The sequence below is a fragment of the Jingyaoa shaoxingensis genome, from assembly GCF_014385005.1.
GTDB lineage: Bacteria > Bacillota > Clostridia > Lachnospirales > Lachnospiraceae > Marvinbryantia > Marvinbryantia shaoxingensis.
In genome coordinates this window covers 13233-37647 of the sequence record NZ_JACRSZ010000020.1, presented here as the reverse complement: position 1 = coordinate 37647, position 24415 = coordinate 13233, and the positions used below count along the sequence as shown (strand labels likewise).

The following is a 24415-nucleotide window of genomic DNA, read 5'->3' as shown; positions in this document are numbered from 1 at the left end:
CTCCTATCTACTCAAACACTTTTCCGTCTACTACATGAAACACTTTATTGATCTGAAATCGGTTTTCCACAAAATCATCCAGACCGGTGCAGGTGATCAGGGTCTGAATATCATGAATACTGTCCAGCAGGTAACCCTGCCTGTGGCTGTCCAGCTCCGATAACACATCATCCAGAAGCAGAATCGGAGTATCCCCCAGTTCCTGCTTCACCAATTCAATTTCAGACAGTTTCAAAGACAGTGCAGCCGTCCTCTGCTGCCCCTGAGAACCAAATTTGCGGATATCCACATTTTTGATCTGAAAACAGATATCGTCCCTGTGAGGTCCGATCAGGGATACCTTAAACTTCAGATCCCTGTCTCTGTTTCTCTTCAGTATTTCTTCAAACTCCTCTGCCTGGACATTCGCATCATAGGTAACCAGAATTTCTTCCCTGCTGCCTGACAGTCTGCCATGGATCTCTCTCATGATCTCATTGAGCCGGCTGATAAATACTTTCCTCTCTTCGATCACCTTTTTTCCATATTCCACCATCTGCATATCCCATATATCCAGTGTATCCATAAAATCAGGTCTGAAACTGATCTCTTTTAATAATTTGTTTCTCTGATTGACTATTTTATTATAATTTGCCAGATTATGCATATACACTTTGCTCAACTGGCAAAGCTCCATATCTACAAATCTTCGCCGTTCTCCCGGACCATTTTTAATAATATTCAGATCCTCCGGCGAAAAAAATACAAAATTCGCCACACCGAACAACTCACTGGCCTTGCGGATCGGTACTCCGTTAATGGCGATTCCCTTGGTTTTATTTTTTTTCAGGTGCATATCAATCTTCACAGGGCTTCCACCACGGATAATCTTCATCCGTATATGAGATTCTTCCTGGTCAAACTGAATCATCTCCCTGTCCTTGCTGCTGCGGTGGGATTTGGTTGTCCCGCACACATAGACCGATTCCAGAATATTGGTCTTTCCCTGAGCATTGTCCCCGTAAAAAATATTGGTTCCCTGATCAAATTTTAATTTCAGCGACTGATAATTGCGGAAATTTTCAAGCTTTATAGAATCAACAATCATATATTCACCAGCTTATTTTTCGATTTTAATAATATTGCCTTCAAATTCCACTTCATCACCATCGTATAATTTCTTACCACGCTGCAGCTCTGTCTGACCATTCACCTTCACCAAGCCATCCTGTATGGCAAACTTGGCATCTACACCGGATTCTGCCAGACCGGCAGCCTTCAGAGCCTGGCCAAGCTTAATGTATTCATCACGTAATTTTATGATTTCCATTGCTGTTCCTTTCTTTGCAATTCCCCATCTGATATACCACGAATTGTTCCGTGCTTCGCATTCTCACAATTCTTTCAAATATTCGGATATTGTGGTCTTTAATTTATTCCCCTGATATTATACGTTAAAATTTACCGGTAAAATCAGATAGATGTAGCTCTCTGTTTCATCCTTGATGAAGCATGGAGCCTTGGAATTTACCAGATAAATCTGGATGGTTTCATCATCAATGACACGAAGAGCATCGATCAGGAATCTTGGATTGAATCCGATCAGAATGTCTTTTCCTTCTTTCTGAATCTCAATATGCTCATTCATGGAACCGATCTGAGAATTAATCTTAAGTTCCATATTGGTATCATCAATGCCGATGATGATTGGCTTTTTATCCCCTTCCTTAATCAGCAGGGTCGCACGGTCAATACAGTTCAGTAATTCTTTTTTATTGACCGTAAGCTTAGTCTCATAATCACTGGACAGCATCTGATCAATACGGAAATAGTCACCTTCAATCAGTCGGGATACCGCAATCGTATCATCAAACTCAAACAGAATATGATTCTTTGTAAAATAAATATTGACGATATCGTCCACTTCACCGGACAAAATCTTGCTGATCTCAATGAGTGTCTTTCCAGGAACGACAACCTTGCGGTGCTCATAATTCTCCTTTAATTCGATTTTACGAATTGAGATACGATGTCCGTCAAGTGATACCACCTTCAGTATATTATCACTGATCTCAAACAGTTCACCGGTCATCATTTTATTGTTTTCATTCTGTGCAATCGAGAAGATCGTCTGGCGGATTACTTCTTTCAGCGTAAACTGAGATACACTGATAGAATGATCTTTTTCCACAAAAGGTAAATATGGATAATCATCCCCGGCCTTACCGGAAATGTTGAATTTGGAATTCTCACAGGTTATCAACGCCTGATATTTGTCGTCCGTTGCAATCGTGATATCACTGTCAGCCAGTTTACGGATAATTTCAGAAAAAAGCTTGGCTTCCAGAGCAATGACACCTTTTTCCACAATTTCTCCTTTGACAATTGTTTCAATGCCAAGTTCCATATCATTGGTTGTAAATTTGATTACTCCTTTGGATGCGTCAATTAGGATGCATTCCAGGATTGGCATTGTGGTTTTGGAAGGTACTGCCTTCATCACAATGTTGATACTTTTCATTAATTCTGCTTTTGAACAGATAATTTTCATAGAGGGTGCTCCTTTCAGCTTGGTGTGTATGTAATTAAAAAAGATTAGTCGTAGCCGTCATAGGGTCTGTGGATTTGTAGATAAGTGCTCTCAGCCCAGTGTTTAAGGGAAAAATGAGCGGTATAACTATGTGAGAAACTCACAAAACAGCCCCTTTTGAAGGTGGATAAGTGTGGATAACTCTAATTTGGGTTAATCTTCTTTATTAAAATATCGACGGTATTACGGACATTATCATTATTGTTAATTTCGTATTCGATAGCTTTACATCCATGTATAATGGTAGAATGATCCTTTCCGCCAAGGAGTGCACCAAGTTCTTTATACTTGATCTGGGTCATTTTTCTGCAAAGATACATGGCGATCTGTCTCGGAAGCACGATTTCTGCATTCCTTTTAGAGCCCTTCATGTCTTCTTTGGAAACATGGAAGTGCTCGCTGACCGTATCCAGGATGTATTCCGGTGTAATTACCTTCTTTTCATCCGGTGAAATGATGTTTTTCAATGCTTCTTTTGCCAGTTCAAGATTGATTTCCCTCTTATTTAAATTGCCAAATGCAACGACAATGTTCAGTGCCCCTTCCAGTTCACGGATGTTGGACTTTACATTGGTTGCAATATATTCAATAACGGAGTTATCGATGGTATATCCGTCCAGTTCTTCCCGTTTTTTCAAAATCGCCATTCGTGTTTCGTAGTCAGGCGAAGAAATATCAGCGATCAGACCCCATTCAAAGCGGGACTTCAGGCGGTCTTCCAACGTAATCATCTCTTTTGGCGGTTTATCGGATGATATGATGACCTGTTTTCCGGCACTGTGCAGATCGTTAAAAGTATGGAAAAATTCTTCCTGTGTAGATTCTTTTCCTATAATAAACTGAATATCATCTATAAGGAGAACATCAATATTACGGTATTTATCACGGAATTTGGACATAGCAGCACTGTTACCGCTTCGGATATTATCGATAACTTCGTTGGTAAAAGTCTCACTGGTAACGTAAAGAACCTTCTTTTCCGGATCCTGATCAAGTATAAAATGGGCAATGGAATGCATCAGATGGGTCTTTCCCAATCCCACGCCTCCGTAAATAAACAGCGGATTATAGACTTCACCAGGTGATTCTGCCACTGCAAGGGAAGCTGCATGTGCAAAATTATTATTTTTACCCACCACAAAAGTATCAAAAGTATAGCGGGGATTTAAATTCGCTTTTTCCAAAAGCAGATTCGTTTTTTCCACATCTTTTGCCTTTGTTTCCACGTTTTTTATATTTTCCGGAAGTATAAAATCCAGAGAGCAGTCCAGTCCGGTTAGTTCGGCAATGGCTACTTTAATAGGAAGCGCATACTTTTTCTGAATATAATTGATCGTCATCTGCTGATCTACCAGAATCGTTACAATATTATTCTCAAAACTGTGGACTTTTAAAGGTTTTAGCCAGGTATCAAAGGACACCTTCGTCACTTCATGTTCAACCATGACGTGGTGCAGAATAGCGTCCCAGTTTTCTTCTATTATATTCATGAAAATTCTCCTTTTGCACATAAAATCTCTGTTTATAATATTAAACCAAATTCCATTAATGCGCAATCAAAAGTTTGAAGGAATGTGTATAAATATGTGTAAAACTTGGTTTTGAGTGAAAAAAATGGGTTATACACACTGTATTTACAAAAAAATGTGGCTCATGTGGATTGTGAAGTGGAAAATGTGAATTTGTGAATGATGCTGTTCACATGATCCACATGCGTAAATACAGGGGATTTCGTGGACAAGGTTTATTTATACACACATTATCACCGAGTTATTCACAAGTTATCCCCACGATGTGGATAACTTTGTGGGAAATATTCACATGATCCACACATAGCAGAAGATGAGTACTGCACATAAGATACAGTGTGATTCTGGCGGAACATTTTTGATTATAAGAAAAACAAATTTTTAAAAGAATTTTCAAGAATCAAGATAAATTACTTGACGAACCCTGTTTTTATGAATATAATTGAAATGATGTTTTTCTACGTAAATTGAACAATAATTACCAATAATGATAAACATTTGGTTTTGAAAAAGGAGGTGCCCGGAACTATGGCAAAAATGACATTTCAGCCTAAGAAGAGACAGAGATCTAAAGTACATGGATTCAGATCCAGAATGAGTACTCCAGGCGGAAGAAAAGTATTAGCTGCAAGAAGAGCAAAAGGAAGAAAAGTTTTATCAGCATAGGCCGCATTTTTGTGGCCTTTTCTTCATATTAAGGGGAAAAAACATAAAGATATGAAATTTTCAGAGTCTTTAAAAAAGAACCGGGATTTTCAGACGGTGTATCACCAGGGAAAGTCTCAGGCAAATAAGTATTTAATTATGTATGCGTTACAGAATGCTGGAACCAGGAATCGCCTGGGAATATCTGTAAGCAAAAAAGTAGGAAACAGCGTAGTAAGACATCATCTCACCAGACTGGTAAGGGAAAGTTACCGTCTGAATGAAGAACAATTCAAAAAAGGTTACGATCTGGTAGTGATCGTAAGACCTTCCGCGAAGGAAAAAGGCTATCATGAAATTGAAAGTGCATTGCTGCACCTGGGGGGAAAACTAGATATCAGATGAAGCAGTTATTGATTCTATTGATCAGATTTTACCAGAAGTATTTATCACCGATGAAGACAACCAGATGTCCCTATGTGCCGACCTGTTCCCAGTATGGACTGGAAGCAATACAGAAGCATGGTGCGATAAAGGGAAGTATTCTGGCAGCCTGGAGAATATTGAGATGTAATCCCTTTTCACATGGTGGAATCGATCCGGTTCCGGATGAATTCTTATCTTTTAGGAGGAAAAAAATTTGAAAACAACAGTACTTACCAAAAGTAATGTGTTTATTATAGGACCAGTAGCTACCCTGCTTGGTTTTATTATCAATGCACTTTACTTGTTTTTGAGTGGGGCATTTAATATTCAGAACATTGGTCTGTGTATTATTTTATTCACCATTGTTATCAATGTATTAATGCTGCCGCTGACCATCAAACAGCAGAAGTCATCAAAGCTGACCCAGGTCATGAACCCGGAACTTCAGGCTATTGCCAAGAAGTACAAGAACAAAAAAGACCAGGCATCCATGATGAAGATGCAGGAAGAACAGCAGGCCGTGTATGCAAAATACGGTATTTCTCCAATGGGAAGCTGTCTGCCAATGCTGATTCAGATGCCGATTCTGTTTGCAATGTATCAGGTTATATGGAAAGTACCTGCTTATGTAAAGAGTGTATACAATATGTATACCGCACTGGTATCTGATGTACTGGCATCCACACAGATGCAGACATTTCTGTCAGATTTTTCAACGAATGCAAGAGTGAACCTGGATAAAGTTGGATTTACCAATGATTCTGTAGTAGATATTCTGCACAGTATGACTCCGGCAAACTGGGCTGCATTCGCAGACAAGTTCCCGGATTACAAAGATGTAATTGAACAGACAGCAGCACAGGCAGCTCATGTCAATCAGTTTTTAACCATTAACATTACAGACTCACCGTTTGCTATTATTAAAGACAGTTTTGCAAACCACCAGTGGCTGGCACTTGTCATTGCAATCCTGATTCCGCTTCTGGCAGGTCTGACACAGTACCTGAACACAAAGCTGATTCCACAGCCGGAAAGCAACGGTGATGATACGAACAGCGCAATGAATTCATCCATGAAGACTATGAACACCATGATGCCACTGATGTCCGTATTTTTCTGCTTTACATTTTCAACTGGTATCGGTATTTACTGGGTAGCAAGTTCAGCAGTAAGATGTGTGATCCAGCTCATTGTAAATAAGCGTATGGAAAAGGTTGACATCGAAGAGATGGTGAAACAGAACATGGAAAAATACAATGAGAAGCGTGTAAAACAGGGACTTCGTCCTGAAAATATCAGTGGACAGGCAAAGAAGAACCTGAAGAACCTTCAGAATCCGGTCGTGGAAGATGAAGAAGCAATTCGCAACAAAAATGAAAAGAGACTTCAGAGCATGAAGGACTCTACAGAGTACTATAACAAGGCTGCAAAACCTGGAAGCATTGCTTCCAAGGCAAGAATGGTAGAGCAGTATAACGAGAAGAATAACAAGAACGCAAAAAGCTATAAAAAGTAAAGGGAGATCCGAGCAATGGAAGAGTATATTACCGTCACCGCCAAAACGGTGAAAGATGCGATTCTGGAAGCATCTCTGAAACTGGAGACATTCCGTGACAATATCGAATATGAAGTAATCGAAGAAGGAAGCACAGGATTCCTTGGTTTCGGAAGTAAGAAAGCAGTCATCAAAGCAAGAAAGAAAGTTGCGGTTGAAGATATTCTGAAAGAAGAAATCAAAGAAGAAAAGCCTGCTAAGAAAGAAAAACGGGAATTCAAAAAAGAGAAAAAAGAATTCAAAGAAACCAGAAAAGAATTCAAAAAAGAAAGAAAAGAATTCCACAAAGAGAAAAAAGCTGAAGAAAAACCAGCCAGAGAAGAAGCAGTGAAAGAAGAACCTGTAAAAGCAGCAGAAGAGATTCCTGTTGTTACAGAAGAAGCAGCACCTGTAGCAGAAGCACCGGCAGAGATCAGAAAAGAACGTAAGATAGTACCGCTGACTCCGGAAGAAAAGGAAGAAGCAAAGGAAAAAGCTGTGAAATTCATGAAAGATGTATTCGCATCAATCGAGATGGAAGTAGAAGTAACAGCAAGCTTTGAAGATGAAGTTCTGAATGTTGAAATGTCCGGCGAAGATATGGGTGTACTGATTGGTAAGAGAGGACAGACACTGGATTCTCTTCAGTATCTGACCAGCCTTGTGGTAAATAAAGGAAAATCTGGTTATGTACGTGTGAAAGTAGATACAGAAAACTACAGAAGCCGCAGAAAAGAAACACTGGAAAATCTGGCAAAGAACATTGCATACAAGGTTAAGAGAACCAAAAGACCGGTATTCCTGGAGCCGATGAATCCTTATGAAAGAAGAATCATTCATTCTGCACTTCAGAATGATCCTTATGTAACCACTCACAGCGAAGGCGAAGAACCATACCGTAAAGTAGTTGTTACATTAAAGAGAAATAATAACCGATAAGCGTAAAGAAAAAAAGACTGCCGATCCGTGAGATCAGCAGTCTTTTTTGTCGTTAGTCCAGTTCTGTGTAGAAATCAACTACTGCGTCATAAGCAGCATCATCGTCGATGACGGTGAGTACGATCTCTTCTTCAGAGCATTCCGGGTCATTTTCCACTTTCATGAATAACATGTGCTCAGGATCGTCTGTAACGCTGTCTCCTTCGATTTCACCAAGTAATACGTATTTGTCATCCTGCATCTCAAACTCGTCCAGGATGGCGAATTCTACTTCGCTGCCATCATCCATTTCCAGAACAACAGTTTCAAATTCTTCCATTTTTTCTGTGTTTTCCATTGAAATAATCTCCTTATTGTGTGTTGCTAACAGTGTAACACATGAGAGATAAGAAAAGCAATGAAAATTCAAGATTGACGGTTTGTATTATGAAATAAAATCTGCTATACTGTTTAAGATATTTAGGAGGAGTGACTTATGTTTCACACAGATACGATCGCAGCAATTTCAACAGGAATGACAAGTTCAGGCATTGGAATTATCCGCATCAGCGGACCGGATGCCATAGCCATAGCGGATAAAGTATATGATTCCAGATCGGGAAAGAAGCTGGAAAATATGCCAACCCATACGATTCATTATGGATTTATCCGGGACGGAGAAGAGTTCATTGATGAAGTACTGGTTATGCTGATGAGAGGACCACGTAGTTTTACTGCGGAAGATACCGTGGAGATTAACTGTCATGGCGGTGTCTATGCCATGAACCGGATCCTGGAGCTGGTGATCCGAAAGGGAGCCAGACCGGCGCAGCCGGGAGAATTTACCAAGAGAGCATTTTTAAATGGAAGGATCGATCTTTCTCAGGCAGAGGCTGTTATAGATGTGATTAATGCGAAGAATGAATATGCATTAAAGAGTTCAGTCAGCCAGTTAAAAGGATCTGTGTTGAAAGTAATTAAGGATATCAGAGAAAAGATCATTTATCATATTGCCTATATTGAGTCGGCACTGGATGATCCGGAACATATCAGCCTGGATGGATATCCGAAACAGCTGGAGGAACAGGTGGAGCAGTGGAAGGAGAAGATCCGTACACTGATTGCTTCTTCGGAGAATGGAAAACGCATGAAGGAAGGCATCAGGACGGTTATTGTGGGCAAGCCAAATGCCGGAAAATCTTCCCTTCTCAATGTACTGCTGGGAGAGGAGAGAGCCATTGTTACAGATATTGCGGGAACCACGAGAGATGTGCTGGAAGAGCAGATGAGCCTGTCCGGTATCAGCCTGAATATTATTGATACGGCGGGTATACGAAGCACAGAGGATGTGGTGGAAAAAATAGGCGTGAAAAAGGCCAAAACCTATGCCCGGGACGCAGATCTGATTATTTATGTGGTGGATTCTTCTACGGGACTGGATGAGAATGATGAAGAGATCATGGAGATGATACGGGATCGCAAGGCCATTGTGCTGCTGAATAAGATGGATCTTGACTGTATTACAACAGAAGAAGACATCAGGAAGCATCTGGATAAGCCGGTGATTCCTGTTTCTGCCAAAGAGGAACAGGGAATTGACAGGCTGGAACAGACTGTCAAAGATATGTTTTATGATGGCAGTATCTCATTTAATGACGAGATCTACATTACGAATATGAGACAGAAAGCAGCGCTGAAAGAGGCACTGGACAGTCTGGAGCAGGTATCTGTGAGCATTCAGAATCAGATGCCGGAAGACTTCTTTTCCATTGACATGATGAATGCGTATGAAGAACTCGGAAGTATTACAGGGGAATCCGTGGGTGAAGACCTGGTAAATGAGATTTTCAGTAAATTTTGTATGGGAAAATAATACGAGGAAAAAGAATGAATCATTTAGAAATAACAACAGATGTGGTAGTTGTAGGTGCAGGACATGCAGGCTGTGAAGCAGCACTTGCATGTGCCAGACTGGGACTGAAAACAGTGATTTTCACAGTCAGCGTAGACAGCATTGCGCTGATGCCATGTAATCCGAATGTAGGTGGAAGTTCCAAGGGACATCTGGTAAGGGAAATCGATGCACTGGGTGGAGAGATGGGAAAAAATATTGACCAGACTTTTATCCAATCCAAGATGTTGAACGGTTCCAAGGGACCGGCGGTGCATTCACTGAGAGCTCAGGCAGACAAGAAAGACTACAGTAGCCGCATGAGAAAAACACTGGAAAATACGCCGAATCTGACGATTAAACAGGCAGAGGTGACTGAGATTATCGTAGAGGACGGTGTTCTCACCGGAGTGAAGACATTTTCCGGCGCAGTATATCACTGTAAAGCCTGTGTACTGTGTACAGGAACTTATCTGAAGGCAAGATGTATCTACGGTGATATCAGCAATTATACAGGACCAAATGGACTCCAGGCAGCTAATCATCTGACAGATTCCCTGAAGGCAAATGGGATCGAGATGTTTCGTTTTAAGACAGGAACACCAGCCCGTATCGACAAACGGACCATTGATTTTTCCAAAATGGAAGAGCAGTTTGGAGATAAAAGAGTGGTACCGTTTTCTTTTTCTACAGACCCTGACGACGTACAGATTGATCAGATCTCCTGCTGGCTGACTTATACCAATGAGAAGACGCATGAGATCATCCGCGCTAATCTGGATCGTTCGCCATTGTATTCTGGCATGATAGAGGGAACCGGACCAAGATACTGCCCGTCTATTGAAGATAAGGTGGTAAGATTTGCAGATAAGAATCGACATCAGGTTTTTATAGAGCCGGAAGGTCGTTATACCAATGAAATGTATGTGGGCGGAATGTCAAGTTCTCTGCCTGAAGATGTGCAGATTGCCATGTATCGTTCAGTGCCTGGTCTGGAGCATGCAGAGATTGTACGAAATGCCTATGCCATCGAGTATGACTGTATCAACGCCAGACAGTTAAAACCGACACTGGAATTCAAGAAGATTCAGGGACTGTTCAGTGGAGGTCAGTTTAACGGAAGTTCCGGTTATGAGGAGGCAGCTGCACAGGGACTGGCAGCAGGTATTAATGCAGCCATGAAGACACTGGGAAGAGAACAGGTGGTATTTGACCGCTCAGAGTCTTATATTGGCGTGTTGATCGATGACCTGGTAACGAAGGACAACAAAGAGCCATATCGTATGATGACGTCCAGATCAGAGTATCGTCTGTTACTCCGTCAGGATAACGCAGATCAGCGCCTGACACCACTGGGACATCAGATCGGGCTGATTGATGAGGAAACTTATCAGAATCTTCTGGAAAAAGAGCGTCAGATTGCAGAAGAGACAAAGCGTGTGGAACATCTGAATATTGGAGCGAATCCTGCGGTTCAGGCATTCCTGGAGGCACATCAGAGCACTCCGTTGAAAACAGGAACCACACTTGGAGAACTGATTCGCCGTCCGGAGCTGGATTATGAGATGCTGGGAGAACTGGATCCGCAGCGTCCGCAGTTAAACCGTGGAGTAGGAGAGCAGGTCAATATTAATATCAAGTATGACGGATATATCAAACGTCAGTTGAAGCAGGTAGAGCATTTTAAGAAGTTGGAAAATAAGAAGATACCGGAAGGTATCCATTATGAGGAGATTCACGGACTTCGTATTGAAGCGCAGCAGAAGCTGAATCAGTTTCGGCCGATATCCGTTGGACAGGCCTCCAGAATTTCTGGAGTATCGCCTGCAGATATTTCGGTATTGCTGATCTATATGGAACAGATGAATCATGCTTCTCATAGATAGGTAAAGAGACAGCGATTATGCTAAAGATTCTGACAAGTAAGAAATGAATTATAGAAAAACTGTGTCGGAAAATGTAGAATAAAAAGAAAAAATGTATGATTATGTATACAATTTGAAATAATGTATTTTTAAAATACAATATAAGATAAAGCATTACAAAATTGTATAAAAACAGATACAATAATTTTAAAATAGGAGAATCATATGCCAGAATTAGAAAAATATGATATGAGTAAATTCCTGGAGAACTGTGAGAAAATGAATCTGACTTTATCCACAAAGCAACAGAAGCAGTTTGTAAGGTATTATGAACTACTGGTAGAGTGGAATGCTTTCATGAATCTGACCGGCATTACAGAGTTTCAGGAAGTACTTCAGAAGCATTTTGAGGACAGTCTTGCGGTTGTGAAAGGCACAGATTTGTCTGATGTAAAGTCTGTTATGGATGTGGGAACCGGTGCAGGCTTTCCGGGTTTGCCATTAAAAATCGCATTTCCACACCTGAAAATTGTGTTGCTGGATTCTCTTGGAAAACGAGTGAAGTTCCTGAATCATGTGATTGAAGAACTTCAGCTTGAAGACATTACAGCGATACATGGAAGAGCGGAAGATTTTGCCAGAAAAGAAGAGTACAGAGAACAGTTCGATTTAGTTGTATCCAGGGCAGTTGCAAATCTTTCCTCACTTAGTGAATATTGTATACCGTACACAAAAATAAACGGAGCTTTTATCTCATACAAATCTGGAAAAATTGAAGAAGAGCTGGATCAGGCGAAGAAATCTATCTTTCTGTTGGGAGGAAAATTAGAAAATACTGTAAAATTCCAACTGGAGGGCAGTGATATAGAAAGATCACTGGTCATAATCCGTAAAGAGAGAAAAACGGCAAAAAAATATCCCCGGAAAGCGGGAATACCTGCAAAAGAACCATTATAGTTATGGGAACTGTTCAGAATTCTTTGATTCACGAAACAATCCGTGTAATCAAAATACCCATATCATAGAATAGAAAAGAGAGAATTATTTGTGATATAATTCTCTCTTTTTTTGCAATAAATGGAAAGAGATTTTATAAACAGATGATTAATTATGAAAAATCTTTTCTTATAATTAGAGTTAGATATATTCACATATATCAGATGTGAGATGACTCCCACCTCTTTAGGTGGCGAGGGGCAAATTAGCATCAGTGGTGGGAGTCAATCCCCCATCTGATATAGCCTCCGGCAGGATTGCAGAGATGCGCAAAAGAAATATGTCATGCTTTGCATGACGCGCATCTCGCAGCAAGAATGCCGAGGCATTCTTGAATTGTATCTGTGAATATTCTGAAAAATTATATACATTCCAACAGAAACCTGGCAGGTGCTTCTAATTGAGGGAGCATCTTTGTTTTTGCAATTGTTGAAACCCTGATATCAGGATTCAGTTTCTGATAAGCAGATATAATAGCACCAGCATTTGGCGTTTCACTTCCACAGATAAGATGCATTTCCTGCGTCAGACCTGCAAATGGAATGGAAATATTCGTATTTATATAATTACTGTGCAGACTGGCAAGAAGATGACGCCCTCCGCCCTGTTCCCAGTGCGCGGCTTCATAATACGTATGCAAAGTCTTTGAAGATACCAGGAATGGATTGTAAAAATAAGTCTCTGTAAAGTTGTATTCAATCTCATTCTCAGAACTGAAGATATAGTAAAGGAAAGTACCGAGAATCGGGCAGTCCATAACTGATTTTGCAAACTTTAATGTCGGTGTTGGAACTGTAGACAGCTTTTCCGGAGAAACTGGATTCACGAATATCAGTTTTCCAAATAAATCAGGATACATATGTGCTGCCATAACGGTAAAGGATCCAGAAATACCAGTAGCCATTACCTGTGTCTGCTCCTGAATGATATCAGTGATAAAGTCATGAAGCAGCTGAACAAAGAAATAATTAATATAAGTTATATATGGTTTTGCAGATCTGCCACATCCGGGAAGATCTATGGTATAGACGGTATTGGTCTTGGCAAGTTCCTCTATTACTTCATTCCATTCTGCACTGGAAGAAGTAGGATGCAGATCATGAATCAGTAAGAGCGGTGCGCCGCTTCCCTGTTTTGTGTAATAGACAGCACCTTGTGACCAGTGATAATACTTTCCAGAGTTATTCTTCAGCAGTTTTCTGAGCAGAGCAGAGGATTCTACGAACTTATTAGCAAAATACATAGCAATAGTAGCAAAAATGCCAAGCTTAACAAGAGTTTCCAAACGTTTTTTCATTGTAAAACCTCCTTCGGTTTGGTGGTTTGAAAATCAGAATATTATGATGCAGTTAGAATTGCGGAAGTGCGAAATACGGAACAATTCGTATAGCATCTTTTATAAGTCTAGTATAAACGAAAATGAAAAAGGTTACAATGGAAAAATGTATAAATGTTTCACGTGAAACATTTATTAATATAGATGCAAATGAAATAAGATAGTCATTACCTAATACATTAAATTTCGTAACTGTTCAGTACCTTCACAGTTACGAGTCAAAATCCATCGAAAATCGCCTTCGGCGATGAAATTTTGACTTGCATGTCTCGGGATTTTGGCATTTTCATGCCAAAACGCCTCGCGGAACAGTGGGTTCTGAATAGTTACTAAATTTCTATAATTCATGTGTAGTTCAAGAATGCTGAGGCGTTTCACATCTGGTATATACATAATGGGAAAAGTGATTTATGAAGTTTAGACAAGACAACACATGTTATTTTTTATAAATGTTTCACGTGAAACATTTCTTCTTTGTATAGATTTCAAGCTTGAGATATGTTATACTTTTTGTAGTGTAATGATAATTTTGTTTTGTAAATGAATTAAAGGGGATAAAGTAGTATGGGACGAGCAATTGTTGTCGCGAATCAGAAGGGTGGCGTCGGAAAAACTACAACAGCAATTAATCTGGCTGCATGCCTGGCAGAAGCTGGCCAGAAAGTTCTGGCGATTGACATGGATCCACAGGGTAACATGACCAGTGGCCTGGGTGTAGATAAAGATGTCATAGAAAATACGGTATATGAATTATTATTAGGGGAAACAGAAGTAGAAGGCTGTGTACAGAAGGAAGTAATTGAGAATCTTTCTGTTATTGGTTCGAATATTAATCTTTCAGCTGCGGAGATTGAATTGATTGGACAGGATGAAAAGGAGTACATTTTACAGAAGGCAATCGCACCGATCCGCGATCAGTATGATTTCATAATTATTGATTGTCCACCTTCTCTCAGTATGCTTACCATTAACTCTATGTGTCTGGCAGATACTGTTTTAGTACCAATTCAGTGTGAATACTATGCATTGGAGGGACTGACACAGCTGATTCATACGATCAATCTGGTGCAGGAGAGACTGAATCCTTCTCTGGAGATTGAAGGTGTGGTATTTACTATGTATGATGCCAGAACAAATTTGTCTCTTCAGGTAGTGGAAAATGTAAAGAGCAATCTGGAACAGAATATTTATAAGACTATTATTCCGAGAAATGTTAGACTGGCAGAGGCTCCAAGTTATGGAATGCCGATTAACATGTATGATACGAAGTCAGCAGGAGCGGAAAGTTACAGATTATTGGCGGATGAAGTGATACATAGAGGAGAAGAAGAATGGTAGCAAAAAAATCAGGATTGGGGAAAGGTCTGGATGCGCTGATTCCGGCAGGCAATAAGAAGACCGTAGTAAAAAAGGATTCAGAACCGGTAATTATTGAAAAGATTGTGGAAAAAAAGGGTGTTGAGACTCTGAAGATTACAGAAGTAGAACCAAACAGAGAACAGCCAAGAAAAAATTTTGATGAAGATGCCTTGCTGGAGCTGGCAGATTCTATAAAACAGTATGGAGTAATTCAGCCACTGATTGTACAGAAAAAAGCGGATCATTACGAAATTATTGCCGGGGAGAGAAGATGGAGAGCAGCCAAAATGGCTGGTGTGAAAGAAATACCGGTGATAATTAAGGATTATACGGATCAGCAGGTGATGGAGATTTCACTGATCGAAAATATTCAGCGAGAAGATCTGAATCCGATTGAAGAGGCAATGGCATACAAGAATTTGATGGAAGAATTTCATCTGAAACAGGATGAGATTGCAGAAAAAGTATCCAAGAGCAGGACAGCTGTAACAAATTCCATGAGATTATTGAAACTGGATAAAAGAGTACAGCAAATGATGATTGATGACATGATCTCAGCAGGCCATGCCAGAACATTAATTACCATCGAAGATCCTGATGCACAGTATAATATTGCAACAAAGATCTTTGATGAAAAACTGAGTGTACGTGAAACAGAAAAACTGGTAAAGCTGCTTCAGAAGCCGGAAGTCAAAAAAGAAAAAGTAGAAAAAGTGAATTCTTTCATATATAAGGACATTGAAGAGAAGATGAAAGCAATTCTGGGAACGAAGGTAACCGTAGATCACAAGTCAAACAATAAAGGAAAGATTTCAATTGAGTATTATTCCAATGAAGAGTTGGAAAGAATCCTATATCTGTTGGAATCTATTAAATAACGAGGAGATAAAATGGAAAATTCGATATTAAACGACCTGATCATTGATCCAGGCTATATACTGATCTTAATGATGGCCATGATAGTGATTCTGTTTGTATTGCAGATCAAAAATTCATTTAAGATTGACCGTTTTATGAAAAAATACAAAAGTTTTATGAAAGGGAAAGACGGAGTTTCACTGGAAAAAACGATTCTCAGAAATATCAATGAAATTGATATGCTGATGGAGTCCAGCAAAAATCATATGGAACAGATCAAACAGTTAAAAGAAATTCAGTTACATACCTTGAATAAAACAGCTATTGTAAAATATGATGCATTCAAAGAAATGGGTGGAAAACTGAGTTTTGCACTGGCAATGCTGGATCAGGAAAACAGTGGATTTGTACTGAATGCAATTCACAGCAGAGAAGGTTGTTACACATACATTAAAGAGATCGTAAAAGGAGAATCTTATATTGTTCTTGGCGAAGAAGAAAAAGAAGCGCTGAGACAGGCAGTGAACATGTATGTGGAATAAAAATATGTTGAAGCGTAACAGATTGAGATGTGAATAAATAGATAATAGAATCAGAAAAGGAAGTTATACACATTATGGAAAGATGTATAACTTCTTTTTTGTATGATAAAAATGTGGATTATTGTCACAGAAATTATGAGCAGTATTTCACTTTGAAATATGCACATTATAGTTTACGTCAGCAAAGTGTGGATAAATAGAAGTATAGAAATATGTCAGGCACTTTTCAACTTTTTTTTACAAAATAGGAGAAAAACAAAGAGACAAAAGTGAAAATTACAAAAATCCTGGTCGATTTTTGTAAAAAAGAGAGATTTACAGATGAGTAAAAAAATAGAATTATCCACAAAAAGTGGGTAAAATGTGTGTAATTTGTGAGTTATGTAAATTACTCAAGATTTGTGCCAGAATAAAAAGAAATGTTTTCAAGAAAACCACATTATTCACACATAAAAAATGAAAATTGTGAATAACATAGAAATAGTATGAAGTTTAGTAGTTATGTAAATCAAAATAATACAACAGGTTTACATAACTACTAAAGCAGAGAATGGACAGTGGCGGTAAAACAAAATGATTCACATTATGAAAAAGCATATAAAATGTGGACGGGTGCTTTCAGAACAGCAAATTGCACTTTACGAATTTTTAAAAATGCGGTATGATATTCAGTAAGTGTTTAAGATACGGAAAGGGAAAGAACATGTTAGATATTAAGTTTTTAAGAGAAAACCCAGATGTTGTGAAACAAAATATTAAGAATAAATTTCAGGATTCCAAGCTGGAACTGGTAGATGAAGTTATTGAGCTGGATCAGAAGAACAGAGATATTAAGAATGAGCTTCAGTCTCTGCAGGCCAATAGAAATAAATTATCCAAACAGATTGGTGCGCTGATGGGACAGGGTAAGAAAGAGGAAGCAGAAGAAGTGAAGAAGCAGGTTACAGCACAGGCTGATCGCATGACTGAGCTTTCTGCAGATGAAAAAGAAGTAGAAGAAAAGATCCGTAAGATCATGATGGTAATTCCGAACATCATTGATCCTTCTGTACCGATCGGTAAAGATGACAGCGAGAACGTAGAAATCGAAAGATTCGGTGAACCAGTAGTTCCTGATTTTGAAATTCCATACCATACAGATATTATGGAACGTTTTGACGGTATCGATATGGATGCAGCCGGAAGAGTAGCCGGTAACGGATTCTACTACCTGATGGGAGATATCGCAAGAATTCATTCTTCTGTACTGGCTTATGCAAGAGATTTCATGATCAATCGTGGATTTACTTACTGCATTCCACCTTTCATGATCAGAAGCGCCGTAGTTGACGGTGTTATGAGCTTCTCTGAGATGGAATCTATGATGTATAAGATTGAGGGCGAAGATCTGTATCTGATCGGAACCAGTGAACATTCTATGATTGGTAAATTTATTGATACCATGACACCAGAGGAAGAGCTGCCGAAGACTCTGACCAGCTATTCTCCATGTTTCCGTAAAGAAAAAGGTGCGCACGGTATTGAAGAACGTGGTGTATATCGTATTCATCAGTTTGAAAAACAGGAAATGATCGTTGTCTGCAAGCCAGAAGAAAGCAAGATCTGGTATGACAAATTATGGCAGAATACCGTAGATTTGTTCCGTTCTCTGGATATCCCGGTACGTACTCTGGAATGTTGCTCCGGTGACCTGGCAGACCTGAAGGTAAAATCCTGTGACGTAGAAGCATGGTCTCCACGTCAGAAGAAGTATTTCGAAGTAGGAAGCTGCTCTAACTTGGGTGATGCGCAGGCACGTCGTCTGAGAATCCGCGTAAAAGGAAAAGACGGTAAGAAGTATCTGGCACATACTTTAAATAACACAGTAGTAGCACCACCACGTATGCTGATTGCATTCCTGGAGAACAACCTGAATGCAGACGGAAGTGTCAATATTCCTAAGGCACTGCAGCCATACATGGGCGGTATTGAAAAGATCGTACCAAAGCATTAGGATCGAGTGATCACGTCAGCCAATGGCATTTTTGAATAACAGGAGAGGCATTTTATGCACAGTTTTTTGCGCAGCGTAGGATTCAGTAATATAAAGGACCGTAAAGATATCGATGCACTGATAAAGGATGTGTGTCTTAATTGTGATACCCGAAATGCGGTCAGACTGGATCATGGACAGGCATTCGTAGAATACCGTAAGGAATTCGGAACCGGATGTGGTCTTGCGGTGTGCGGGGAAATAGATGAAAATGGATTCCATTATGATTACTATTTTCCATATTTTCAGACAGATACCGTGAGCAGTACGGAAGATCTGTCTATTGAAAAGCATGGTGGAGAAGATTCTTTTGCCGGTGTCTGCGAGGATAACCGGCTGGGAACTTCTCTGATCTTTTATGTGCAAAATGCAGTTGACTATATGCGTGCATGTCTTGTAAAATGGAGTGTAGGGAATCATCTGAGTACTTCTCTGACCGGACTTGCCTCAGATGGAAAGATTTTACTTCCATTATATAAAGATGCAGAGCAGGTGTTGCAGGATAAAGAATCCGCGATCACCCGTTCACAGATGATCAATGCTGCGAAGAACGGAGATCAGGATGCCATCGACAGCCTGACACTGGAAGAGATGGATACTTACAGTATGGTTTCCAGGAGAATTCAGACAGAAGATGTGTTTACCATTGTGGATACTTTCTTTATGCCATTTGGTATGGAATGCGATCATTATCAGATCATGGGAGAGATCCAGTCCTACCGTAAGGTGAAGAATATCAGAAGCAAAGAATACCTGTATCAGATGAAGATTCTCTGCAATGATATAGAGATGGATGTTTGCATCAATGAGGCAGATCTGCTGGGAGATCCGGACGTGGGTCGAAGATTCAAGGGTAACGTCTGGCTTCAGGGATACATTCATTTCCCGGAAAATTAGGGCAGACTGGATAGAGCATTCGCCTCCTAAGCGGTGACCAGAGTTATCGCCTCGGCGTATAACAGAAAAATGAATTTGAGTTCGATTCTGTTATGTGATGTCACAATTAAGAGGACATGCGGTTTTGGAAAAGGCGATAGCTTCATACCAAAAAATTTCATCATATAAGATTGATTCAGCTGACGCAAGTCAGTTTTAAATCATAAAATTCAATGCCGTTGAAATGGCTGAAAACCTTGATTTTAAGCCAAAAATCCGGTATTTGTCCTGTTAGTTTAATGGATAGAACAAGTGCCTCCTAAGCACTAGATGTGGGTTCGATTCCCGCACGGGACGTCCTATCAAAAGCGGAATGTATTAGAAAAATTTCTAATATAATTTCCGCTTTTTGTTTTTTTCAGGGGGAAAATGGAATAGAATAGCAGCTAATACGGAAAGAATCCTATTAGCCGCTGTCTAATAAAACGCACTGCTGGTATAATAGCTGGAAATAAATCGAAATTCTAATAAAAGAGAAAAGCCAGCTGTTTATTTGAGAAAGTGGATGTAAATTCAAGCTCAGATAAGAAAAAAGAGGAAGGGAAATATCCGGCGGTAAGTTATTAGGTGTGAATACAATAGAATCTTTGCTTAGTGAGAACTAAGGTCAACAGAAAGCCTGTTTGGATCAGATTTCAAAAAGAAATTTGAATACTATTACGGCACTCAGGCTGATCAGTTCAGTTTTATCCGGATTCCAAGAATATTATTATTAGATGAAGCATTTTCCGCACTGTCTTTATCAGCTAAAGTCCTTTACTCGGTACTTCTGGACAGAATGGGACTGTCAATGAAAAATAAATGGCTTGACGAAGAAAACAAGGTGTACATTATCTATCAGATCACGGAGATACAGAGTGACTTGGGATTCTCTAAGAAAAAAGCAATGGATTATCTCACAGAATTGGAGAAAATCGGACTGATTGAAAAGAAAAAGAGAGGCTTTGGATTGCCGAACATTATATATGTTAAGAGCTTTATTGCACATCAGAGTAGTCAAAGAAGTAATGAAATGAGAACCTCACAGGAAAAAGATTTGGTACATAGAAGTATCGAAATAGGAACTTCTGAGTTGATGAGATAGTAGGAAGCCTATTGTTGTCTGTGGAGAAATCTGCGGATGATGGCAGGCTTATTTTTTGTTTGAGTATTCAAACTTTTATGTGACAAACGTAACTGTCTGTGATATTATAAAAACGATATAAGCGAAAATGACTTTTGCGGAAACGAAAGTATCTTTATATTTTTTTGTCCGTATACTTCCTATAATAGGAATGAATACTTGCAAAGGTGATTACTAATAATTTTTCATTATTACAGGTACAATAAGAACATGTAATAGTGGAAATGAGGGATAGTTACTTGCAGATAGAGAAGTATATTGCGGATACAATAACATCTTTATGTGAAAAGCGTGACATCAGTAAATACAGATTATCGCAGCTGTCGGGAATTTCCCAGTCGTCACTGGGAAGAATCATGACGCAGGAAAATCTGCCGTCGCTGATCACACTTGAAAAAATATGTACAGCATTAGGCGCGACATTATCACAGTTTTTTTAGGAAGGTAATTCAGAGAATCTGACAGAAAAACAGAAAGAAGTTCTAGGGATATGGAACGATCTGAGTACAAATGAGCAGGAAACAGTAATGTCAATGCTGCGTGGACTTCGGAAGTAGGAGAACAGTTCGAGTATATGTATCGGCTGTTCTTTTTTTGTTTTTGAACGTAAAAACGGTAATGTTTTTCTTGTGTACAGCAGAGCACTATAGTATAATAAATCCGGTTTTTTTGTATAAGTATTAAAGCTATAATATGGAAATCGGCAAACCAGATGAAAGTCTGGGACGCAAAGCTACAGGGCCTGTAAAATGGCAGCCAGTTACATGAAATGAGGTGCACTGTCTGTTTGGCAGTGCTTTTTTATGGTAGAGCACTTGAATAAGTAATACAGAAGCTGTTTGGAAAAATATTGTGAAAAATAGCGGGGAGGTTATTGATAATTAATGAATGTGAAATTAAAATCTGGAAGCAAGCAACTGTAGCCTAGAGGAGGGGAGAAAGATGAAGAAGTGCAAATTAGTACAGAATATAATGAATTTCAAATTTTGTTACATTATATTTTGCACAATTATATGTTTTATTGTTTTATCCGTTCCTACATTTGCCAAGGAAAACTCTGACAATGTTATCCGGGTAGGATCTTTTGAAGAAACTTATAATACCGTCAATGAAAAGGGAGAAAGAAGAGGATATGGTTATGAGTATCTTCAAGATATTGCAGGTTATGCAGGATGGACATATAAATACATAACAAGTGATTGGAAAAACTGCTTTACACAGTTGGAAAATGGAGAGATTGATATTCTTGGTGACATTTCCTATACAGACGAACGTGCTGAAAATATGCTTTTTTCCGATATGCCTATGGGGGAAGAGAAATATTACATCTATACGGATGCATCCAATATGGATCTTACAGCAGGAAATTTGGATTCTTTTGAGGGAAAAAATATTGGTGTGTCTAAAGATAATATAGTGGAGGATGTGCTTAATGAATGGGAATCAAAATATGGTCTGCATACGAAGCATATCAATGTTTCTACAACCGCAGAAATTATGGACAAACTGTCGAACCATGAAATTGACTGCTTCGTTTCGGTAGAAGAATCCCGTTGGGAAGAATCGGATATTTCACCGCTAACAAGTATTGGAGAGACAGAAATCTATTTCGCTATAAATCCAGAACGTCCGGATATCAAAGAAGCACTGGATAGTGCTATGCGCAGAATCAAGGATGACAACCCATTTTACACAGATGATCTCTACAGGCGTTATCTTTCTGCACAGAGCAGCTCGTTTCTTTCAAAAGAAGAAAGTGAGTGGATCGGGCAGCATGGTGCAATCCGGATAGGGTATCTGAATCAGGATGGAGGTATCAGCAGTGTAGATCCATCAACAGGTAAACTGACAGGTATTATTACAGATTATGTGGATCTTGCAGAAAATTGTCTGCAAGGTCAGACTCTGGAATTTGAATTAAATGGATATGAGACAAGAAGTGAACTGCTTCAGGCATTGCAGGATGGAAAAATAGACCTGATTTTTCATGCAAACCAGAATCCATACTTTGCAGAAACAAATGGATTTGCTTTGTCGGATACGCTATTGACTCTCAATATGGCAGCAATTACGGCAAAGGATTCTTTTGATGAAAATAAAGAGAATATAGTTGCCGTTGAAAAAGATGATTTTGCATTGAAAGCATATCTTTCATACAATTATCCGCAATGGAAGGTTGTGGAATATGAAACATCAGATGCAGCAGTAAAAGCAATGCAGAAAGGGGAGACGGATTGTATTGTAAGCAATTCAGGTACTGTTTCAGACTATTTGAAAAATAATAAGCTTCATAGTGTCTTCCTGACAAAAGAAGCTGATGTTCCATTTGCTATTCAGCAGGGAGAACCGGTTCTTTTGTCCATTCTGAATAAAACACTGACATCTATGCCTACAACTCAATTTTCAGGTGCAGTAGTTTCGTATAATGCTTCCTCACGAAAAGTTACAGCGAAGGATTTTATTCAGGACAATTTACTGACAGTTTCACTTATCGCTGGAATTTCTTTTTTCGTTGTTCTGTTTATAATTCTTGATTCCTTGAAAAAATCAAGACGTGCGGAAGAAAAATCCAAGAAGTCTGCTGAGCAGGCATTGAAGCTGAATCAGGAGCTTGAAGAAAAACAGCAGGAATTACAAAATGCACTTGTAGAAGCACAGAGTGCCAATAAGGCTAAGACTTCCTTTTTAAATAACATGTCTCATGATATCAGAACACCGATCAATGGTATTATTGGCATGCTTACAATTCTTGAGAAAAGCGGAAATGATGCTGAGCGGGCAAAGGATTGCATGAATAAAATACATGAGTCATCGAAACTGCTACTATCATTGATAAATGATGTTTTAGATATGGCAAAGTTAGAATCAGATACCGTGGTTTTTGGTGATGAATCCATCAATCTGGATCAGGTATGTCAGGAAATCACGGAGTCACTATCTTTTCAGGCAGAAGAAAAAGGACTGCATGTTATAGGAGAACATGATGATTACAGTGGTATATATGTTTGGAGCAATGCAGTTCATCTGAAAAAAATATTGATGAATCTGTTTACAAACAGTATGAAGTACAATAAGGTGAATGGTTTTATTTACATGAGTATGAGAACGATTGAAAGATTAGAAGATCACATGACATGTGAATTTAAAATAAAAGATAATGGAATTGGAATGTCAGAAGAATTTATAAAAAATGAATTGTTTACTCCATTTGTACAGGCAGATAATTCCCCACGTTCTGATTATAATGGGACAGGTCTGGGAATGCCTATTGTGAAACAACTTGTAGAAAAGATGGGCGGAACCATAACAGTTGAAAGCAAGCTTGGTGAAGGAAGCTGTTTTACTGTAATACTTCCATTTGAAATTGATACGAATGCACGGCCAGAAGAAAAAGAAGATTTTGATGCAGATATATCAGATATCCGGGTATTGCTGGTTGAAGATAATGAGCTGAATGTGGAAATAGCAGAATTTATGCTGACGGAAAATGGGGCTAAAGTAGAAACAGTGAACAATGGGTTAGAAGCTGTTCAGCATTTTGAAGCTTCCGAACCGGGAACATACGATGTTATTTTAATGGATGTTATGATGCCGGTGATGGATGGTCTTACTGCTGCAAGAACAATAAGAGACCTGGAACGGCAGGATGCAAAAATAATCCCTATCATTGCTATGACTGCAAATGCATTTAGGGAAGATGCCGAAAGGTGTATGGAAGCAGGAATGAACGCACATCTTGCAAAGCCGCTGGATGCGGAAAAAATTAAGCAGACCATAAGCGAAGAGTTGAGAAAGCAAAATGCCTGTCATAAATGATTATGAGGCAACCGCAGCAATCAGGAGCCTTCCAGATGCA

General features: G+C 39.3%; 22 protein-coding genes, 1 tRNA gene and 1 riboswitch. Of the genes, 17 read left to right on the top strand and 6 right to left on the bottom strand.

From position 1 onward, the window contains the following. Window positions 1-7: 7 nt before the first annotated feature. From recF to dnaA, 4 genes are all read right to left on the bottom strand, one after another. Window positions 8-1087 carry a DNA replication/repair protein RecF gene (recF, locus tag H8716_RS15170; RefSeq protein ID WP_249309845.1) on the bottom strand — a complete coding sequence of 360 codons (1080 nt, stop codon included), beginning with the start codon at window positions 1085-1087 and terminating at the stop codon, window positions 8-10. Between the two features lie 12 nt (window positions 1088-1099). Next, window positions 1100-1309: an RNA-binding S4 domain-containing protein gene (locus H8716_RS15165; RefSeq protein ID WP_249309844.1), complete on the bottom strand. Its 210-nt coding sequence runs from the start codon at window positions 1307-1309 to the stop codon at window positions 1100-1102. Window positions 1310-1426: 117 nt separating this feature from the next. Then, the gene (gene dnaN, locus H8716_RS15160) at window positions 1427-2530 is read right to left on the bottom strand and encodes a DNA polymerase III subunit beta (RefSeq protein ID WP_249309843.1); all 1104 of its coding nucleotides are present in this window, start codon (window positions 2528-2530) and stop codon (window positions 1427-1429) included. Window positions 2531-2712: 182 nt separating this feature from the next. After that, window positions 2713-4059 carry a chromosomal replication initiator protein DnaA gene (dnaA, locus tag H8716_RS15155; protein WP_249309842.1) on the bottom strand — a complete coding sequence of 449 codons (1347 nt, stop codon included), beginning with the start codon at window positions 4057-4059 and terminating at the stop codon, window positions 2713-2715. A gap of 567 nt (window positions 4060-4626) precedes the next feature. Here dnaA and rpmH point away from each other — a divergent pair. From rpmH to jag, 5 genes are read left to right on the top strand one after another with little or no spacing between them, the layout of a single operon-like run. Continuing rightward, window positions 4627-4764 carry a 50S ribosomal protein L34 gene (rpmH, locus tag H8716_RS15150; RefSeq protein ID WP_117449816.1) on the top strand — a complete coding sequence of 46 codons (138 nt, stop codon included), beginning with the start codon at window positions 4627-4629 and terminating at the stop codon, window positions 4762-4764. Between the two features lie 51 nt (window positions 4765-4815). Then, entirely contained in the window at window positions 4816-5148 is a 333-nt protein-coding gene (gene rnpA, locus H8716_RS15145; protein WP_249309841.1) for a ribonuclease P protein component, read from the top strand. Beyond that, window positions 5145-5387, top strand: coding sequence for a membrane protein insertion efficiency factor YidD (gene yidD, locus H8716_RS15140; protein ID WP_117449814.1), 243 nt, complete (start codon window positions 5145-5147; stop codon window positions 5385-5387). Before rnpA ends, yidD begins: the two co-directional genes overlap by 4 nt. Further along, entirely contained in the window at window positions 5384-6685 is a 1302-nt protein-coding gene (locus tag H8716_RS15135; protein WP_249309840.1) for a YidC/Oxa1 family membrane protein insertase, read from the top strand. Before yidD ends, H8716_RS15135 begins: the two co-directional genes overlap by 4 nt. Window positions 6686-6700: 15 nt before the next feature. Further along, entirely contained in the window at window positions 6701-7642 is a 942-nt protein-coding gene (gene jag, locus H8716_RS15130) for an RNA-binding cell elongation regulator Jag/EloR (RefSeq protein ID WP_249309839.1), read from the top strand. Window positions 7643-7694: 52 nt separating this feature from the next. Here jag and H8716_RS15125 read toward each other — a convergent pair whose 3' ends face one another. Next, window positions 7695-7979, bottom strand: a complete 285-nt coding sequence (locus tag H8716_RS15125; protein ID WP_249309838.1) for a DUF1292 domain-containing protein — start codon at window positions 7977-7979, stop codon at window positions 7695-7697. A 138-nt stretch (window positions 7980-8117) separates the two neighbouring features. Here H8716_RS15125 and mnmE point away from each other — a divergent pair, with 138 nt between their 5' ends. The 3 genes from mnmE to rsmG all read left to right on the top strand — a co-directional run bounded on the left by mnmE (window position 8118) and on the right by rsmG (window position 12334). After that, window positions 8118-9494, top strand: a complete 1377-nt coding sequence (gene mnmE / locus H8716_RS15120; protein WP_249309837.1) for a tRNA uridine-5-carboxymethylaminomethyl(34) synthesis GTPase MnmE — start codon at window positions 8118-8120, stop codon at window positions 9492-9494. Window positions 9495-9508: 14 nt separating this feature from the next. Beyond that, complete coding sequence (gene mnmG, locus H8716_RS15115; RefSeq protein WP_249309836.1) at window positions 9509-11398, top strand: tRNA uridine-5-carboxymethylaminomethyl(34) synthesis enzyme MnmG; 1890 nt, start codon at window positions 9509-9511, stop codon at window positions 11396-11398. 228 nt (window positions 11399-11626) lie between these two features. Continuing rightward, complete coding sequence (gene rsmG / locus H8716_RS15110) at window positions 11627-12334, top strand: 16S rRNA (guanine(527)-N(7))-methyltransferase RsmG (protein ID WP_249309851.1); 708 nt, start codon at window positions 11627-11629, stop codon at window positions 12332-12334. Between the two features lie 400 nt (window positions 12335-12734). Here the strand turns inward: rsmG and H8716_RS15105 are convergent, their stop codons facing one another. Then, on the bottom strand, window positions 12735-13670 hold the full coding sequence (locus H8716_RS15105; RefSeq protein ID WP_249309835.1) for an alpha/beta fold hydrolase: 936 nt from the start codon (window positions 13668-13670) through the stop codon (window positions 12735-12737). Between the two features lie 603 nt (window positions 13671-14273). Here H8716_RS15105 and H8716_RS15100 point away from each other — a divergent pair. From H8716_RS15100 to H8716_RS15060, 9 genes are all read left to right on the top strand, one after another. Further along, window positions 14274-15047, top strand: coding sequence for a ParA family protein (locus tag H8716_RS15100; RefSeq protein ID WP_249309834.1), 774 nt, complete (start codon window positions 14274-14276; stop codon window positions 15045-15047). Continuing rightward, window positions 15041-15946, top strand: coding sequence for a ParB/RepB/Spo0J family partition protein (locus H8716_RS15095; protein WP_249309833.1), 906 nt, complete (start codon window positions 15041-15043; stop codon window positions 15944-15946). The genes H8716_RS15100 and H8716_RS15095 overlap by 7 nt, the downstream gene beginning before the upstream one ends. A 12-nt stretch (window positions 15947-15958) precedes the next feature. Beyond that, entirely contained in the window at window positions 15959-16468 is a 510-nt protein-coding gene (locus H8716_RS15090; protein WP_249309832.1) for a DUF4446 family protein, read from the top strand. A gap of 703 nt (window positions 16469-17171) precedes the next feature. After that, a complete protein-coding gene (gene serS / locus H8716_RS15085) occupies window positions 17172-18461 on the top strand; it encodes a serine--tRNA ligase (protein WP_249309831.1) in 1290 nt (429 codons plus the stop codon). 54 nt (window positions 18462-18515) lie between these two features. After that, entirely contained in the window at window positions 18516-19397 is an 882-nt protein-coding gene (locus tag H8716_RS15080) for a DUF3881 family protein (RefSeq protein WP_249309830.1), read from the top strand. A gap of 264 nt (window positions 19398-19661) precedes the next feature. Beyond that, window positions 19662-19733 (top strand) — tRNA-Arg (locus H8716_RS15075). A gap of 322 nt (window positions 19734-20055) precedes the next feature. Then, complete coding sequence (locus tag H8716_RS15070; RefSeq protein ID WP_283243179.1) at window positions 20056-20520, top strand: replication initiator protein A; 465 nt, start codon at window positions 20056-20058, stop codon at window positions 20518-20520. A 263-nt stretch (window positions 20521-20783) separates the two neighbouring features. Continuing rightward, window positions 20784-20999, top strand: coding sequence for a helix-turn-helix domain-containing protein (locus H8716_RS17955; RefSeq protein ID WP_249309849.1), 216 nt, complete (start codon window positions 20784-20786; stop codon window positions 20997-20999). 252 nt (window positions 21000-21251) lie between these two features. Continuing rightward, window positions 21252-21327: riboswitch (cyclic di-GMP riboswitch) on the top strand. 174 nt (window positions 21328-21501) lie between these two features. Next, window positions 21502-24375: a response regulator gene (locus H8716_RS15060; protein WP_249309829.1), complete on the top strand. Its 2874-nt coding sequence runs from the start codon at window positions 21502-21504 to the stop codon at window positions 24373-24375. Window positions 24376-24415: the final 40 nt, after the last annotated feature.

Excerpts from the sequence above, each read along its gene's own strand:
- mnmE (WP_249309837.1), top strand. The coding sequence starts at position 8,118 with ATGTTTCACACAGATACGATCGCAGCAATTTCAACAGGAATGACAAGT.
- H8716_RS15125 (WP_249309838.1), bottom strand. The coding sequence starts at position 7,979 with ATGGAAAACACAGAAAAAATGGAAGAATTTGAAACTGTTGTTCTGGAA.
- yidD (WP_117449814.1), top strand. The coding sequence starts at position 5,145 with ATGAAGCAGTTATTGATTCTATTGATCAGATTTTACCAGAAGTATTTA.
- rpmH (WP_117449816.1), top strand. The coding sequence starts at position 4,627 with ATGGCAAAAATGACATTTCAGCCTAAGAAGAGACAGAGATCTAAAGTA.
- serS (WP_249309831.1), top strand. The coding sequence starts at position 17,172 with ATGTTAGATATTAAGTTTTTAAGAGAAAACCCAGATGTTGTGAAACAA.
- H8716_RS15100 (WP_249309834.1), top strand. The coding sequence starts at position 14,274 with ATGGGACGAGCAATTGTTGTCGCGAATCAGAAGGGTGGCGTCGGAAAA.
- recF (WP_249309845.1), bottom strand. The coding sequence starts at position 1,087 with ATGATTGTTGATTCTATAAAGCTTGAAAATTTCCGCAATTATCAGTCG.
- jag (WP_249309839.1), top strand. The coding sequence starts at position 6,701 with ATGGAAGAGTATATTACCGTCACCGCCAAAACGGTGAAAGATGCGATT.
- rsmG (WP_249309851.1), top strand. The coding sequence starts at position 11,627 with ATGAGTAAATTCCTGGAGAACTGTGAGAAAATGAATCTGACTTTATCC.
- H8716_RS15165 (WP_249309844.1), bottom strand. The coding sequence starts at position 1,309 with ATGGAAATCATAAAATTACGTGATGAATACATTAAGCTTGGCCAGGCT.
- dnaA (WP_249309842.1), bottom strand. The coding sequence starts at position 4,059 with ATGAATATAATAGAAGAAAACTGGGACGCTATTCTGCACCACGTCATG.
- H8716_RS17955 (WP_249309849.1), top strand. The coding sequence starts at position 20,784 with ATGAGGGATAGTTACTTGCAGATAGAGAAGTATATTGCGGATACAATA.
- H8716_RS15095 (WP_249309833.1), top strand. The coding sequence starts at position 15,041 with ATGGTAGCAAAAAAATCAGGATTGGGGAAAGGTCTGGATGCGCTGATT.
- mnmG (WP_249309836.1), top strand. The coding sequence starts at position 9,509 with ATGAATCATTTAGAAATAACAACAGATGTGGTAGTTGTAGGTGCAGGA.
- dnaN (WP_249309843.1), bottom strand. The coding sequence starts at position 2,530 with ATGAAAATTATCTGTTCAAAAGCAGAATTAATGAAAAGTATCAACATT.
- H8716_RS15090 (WP_249309832.1), top strand. The coding sequence starts at position 15,959 with ATGGAAAATTCGATATTAAACGACCTGATCATTGATCCAGGCTATATA.
- rnpA (WP_249309841.1), top strand. The coding sequence starts at position 4,816 with ATGAAATTTTCAGAGTCTTTAAAAAAGAACCGGGATTTTCAGACGGTG.
- H8716_RS15080 (WP_249309830.1), top strand. The coding sequence starts at position 18,516 with ATGCACAGTTTTTTGCGCAGCGTAGGATTCAGTAATATAAAGGACCGT.
- H8716_RS15105 (WP_249309835.1), bottom strand. The coding sequence starts at position 13,670 with ATGAAAAAACGTTTGGAAACTCTTGTTAAGCTTGGCATTTTTGCTACT.
- H8716_RS15060 (WP_249309829.1), top strand. The coding sequence starts at position 21,502 with ATGAAGAAGTGCAAATTAGTACAGAATATAATGAATTTCAAATTTTGT.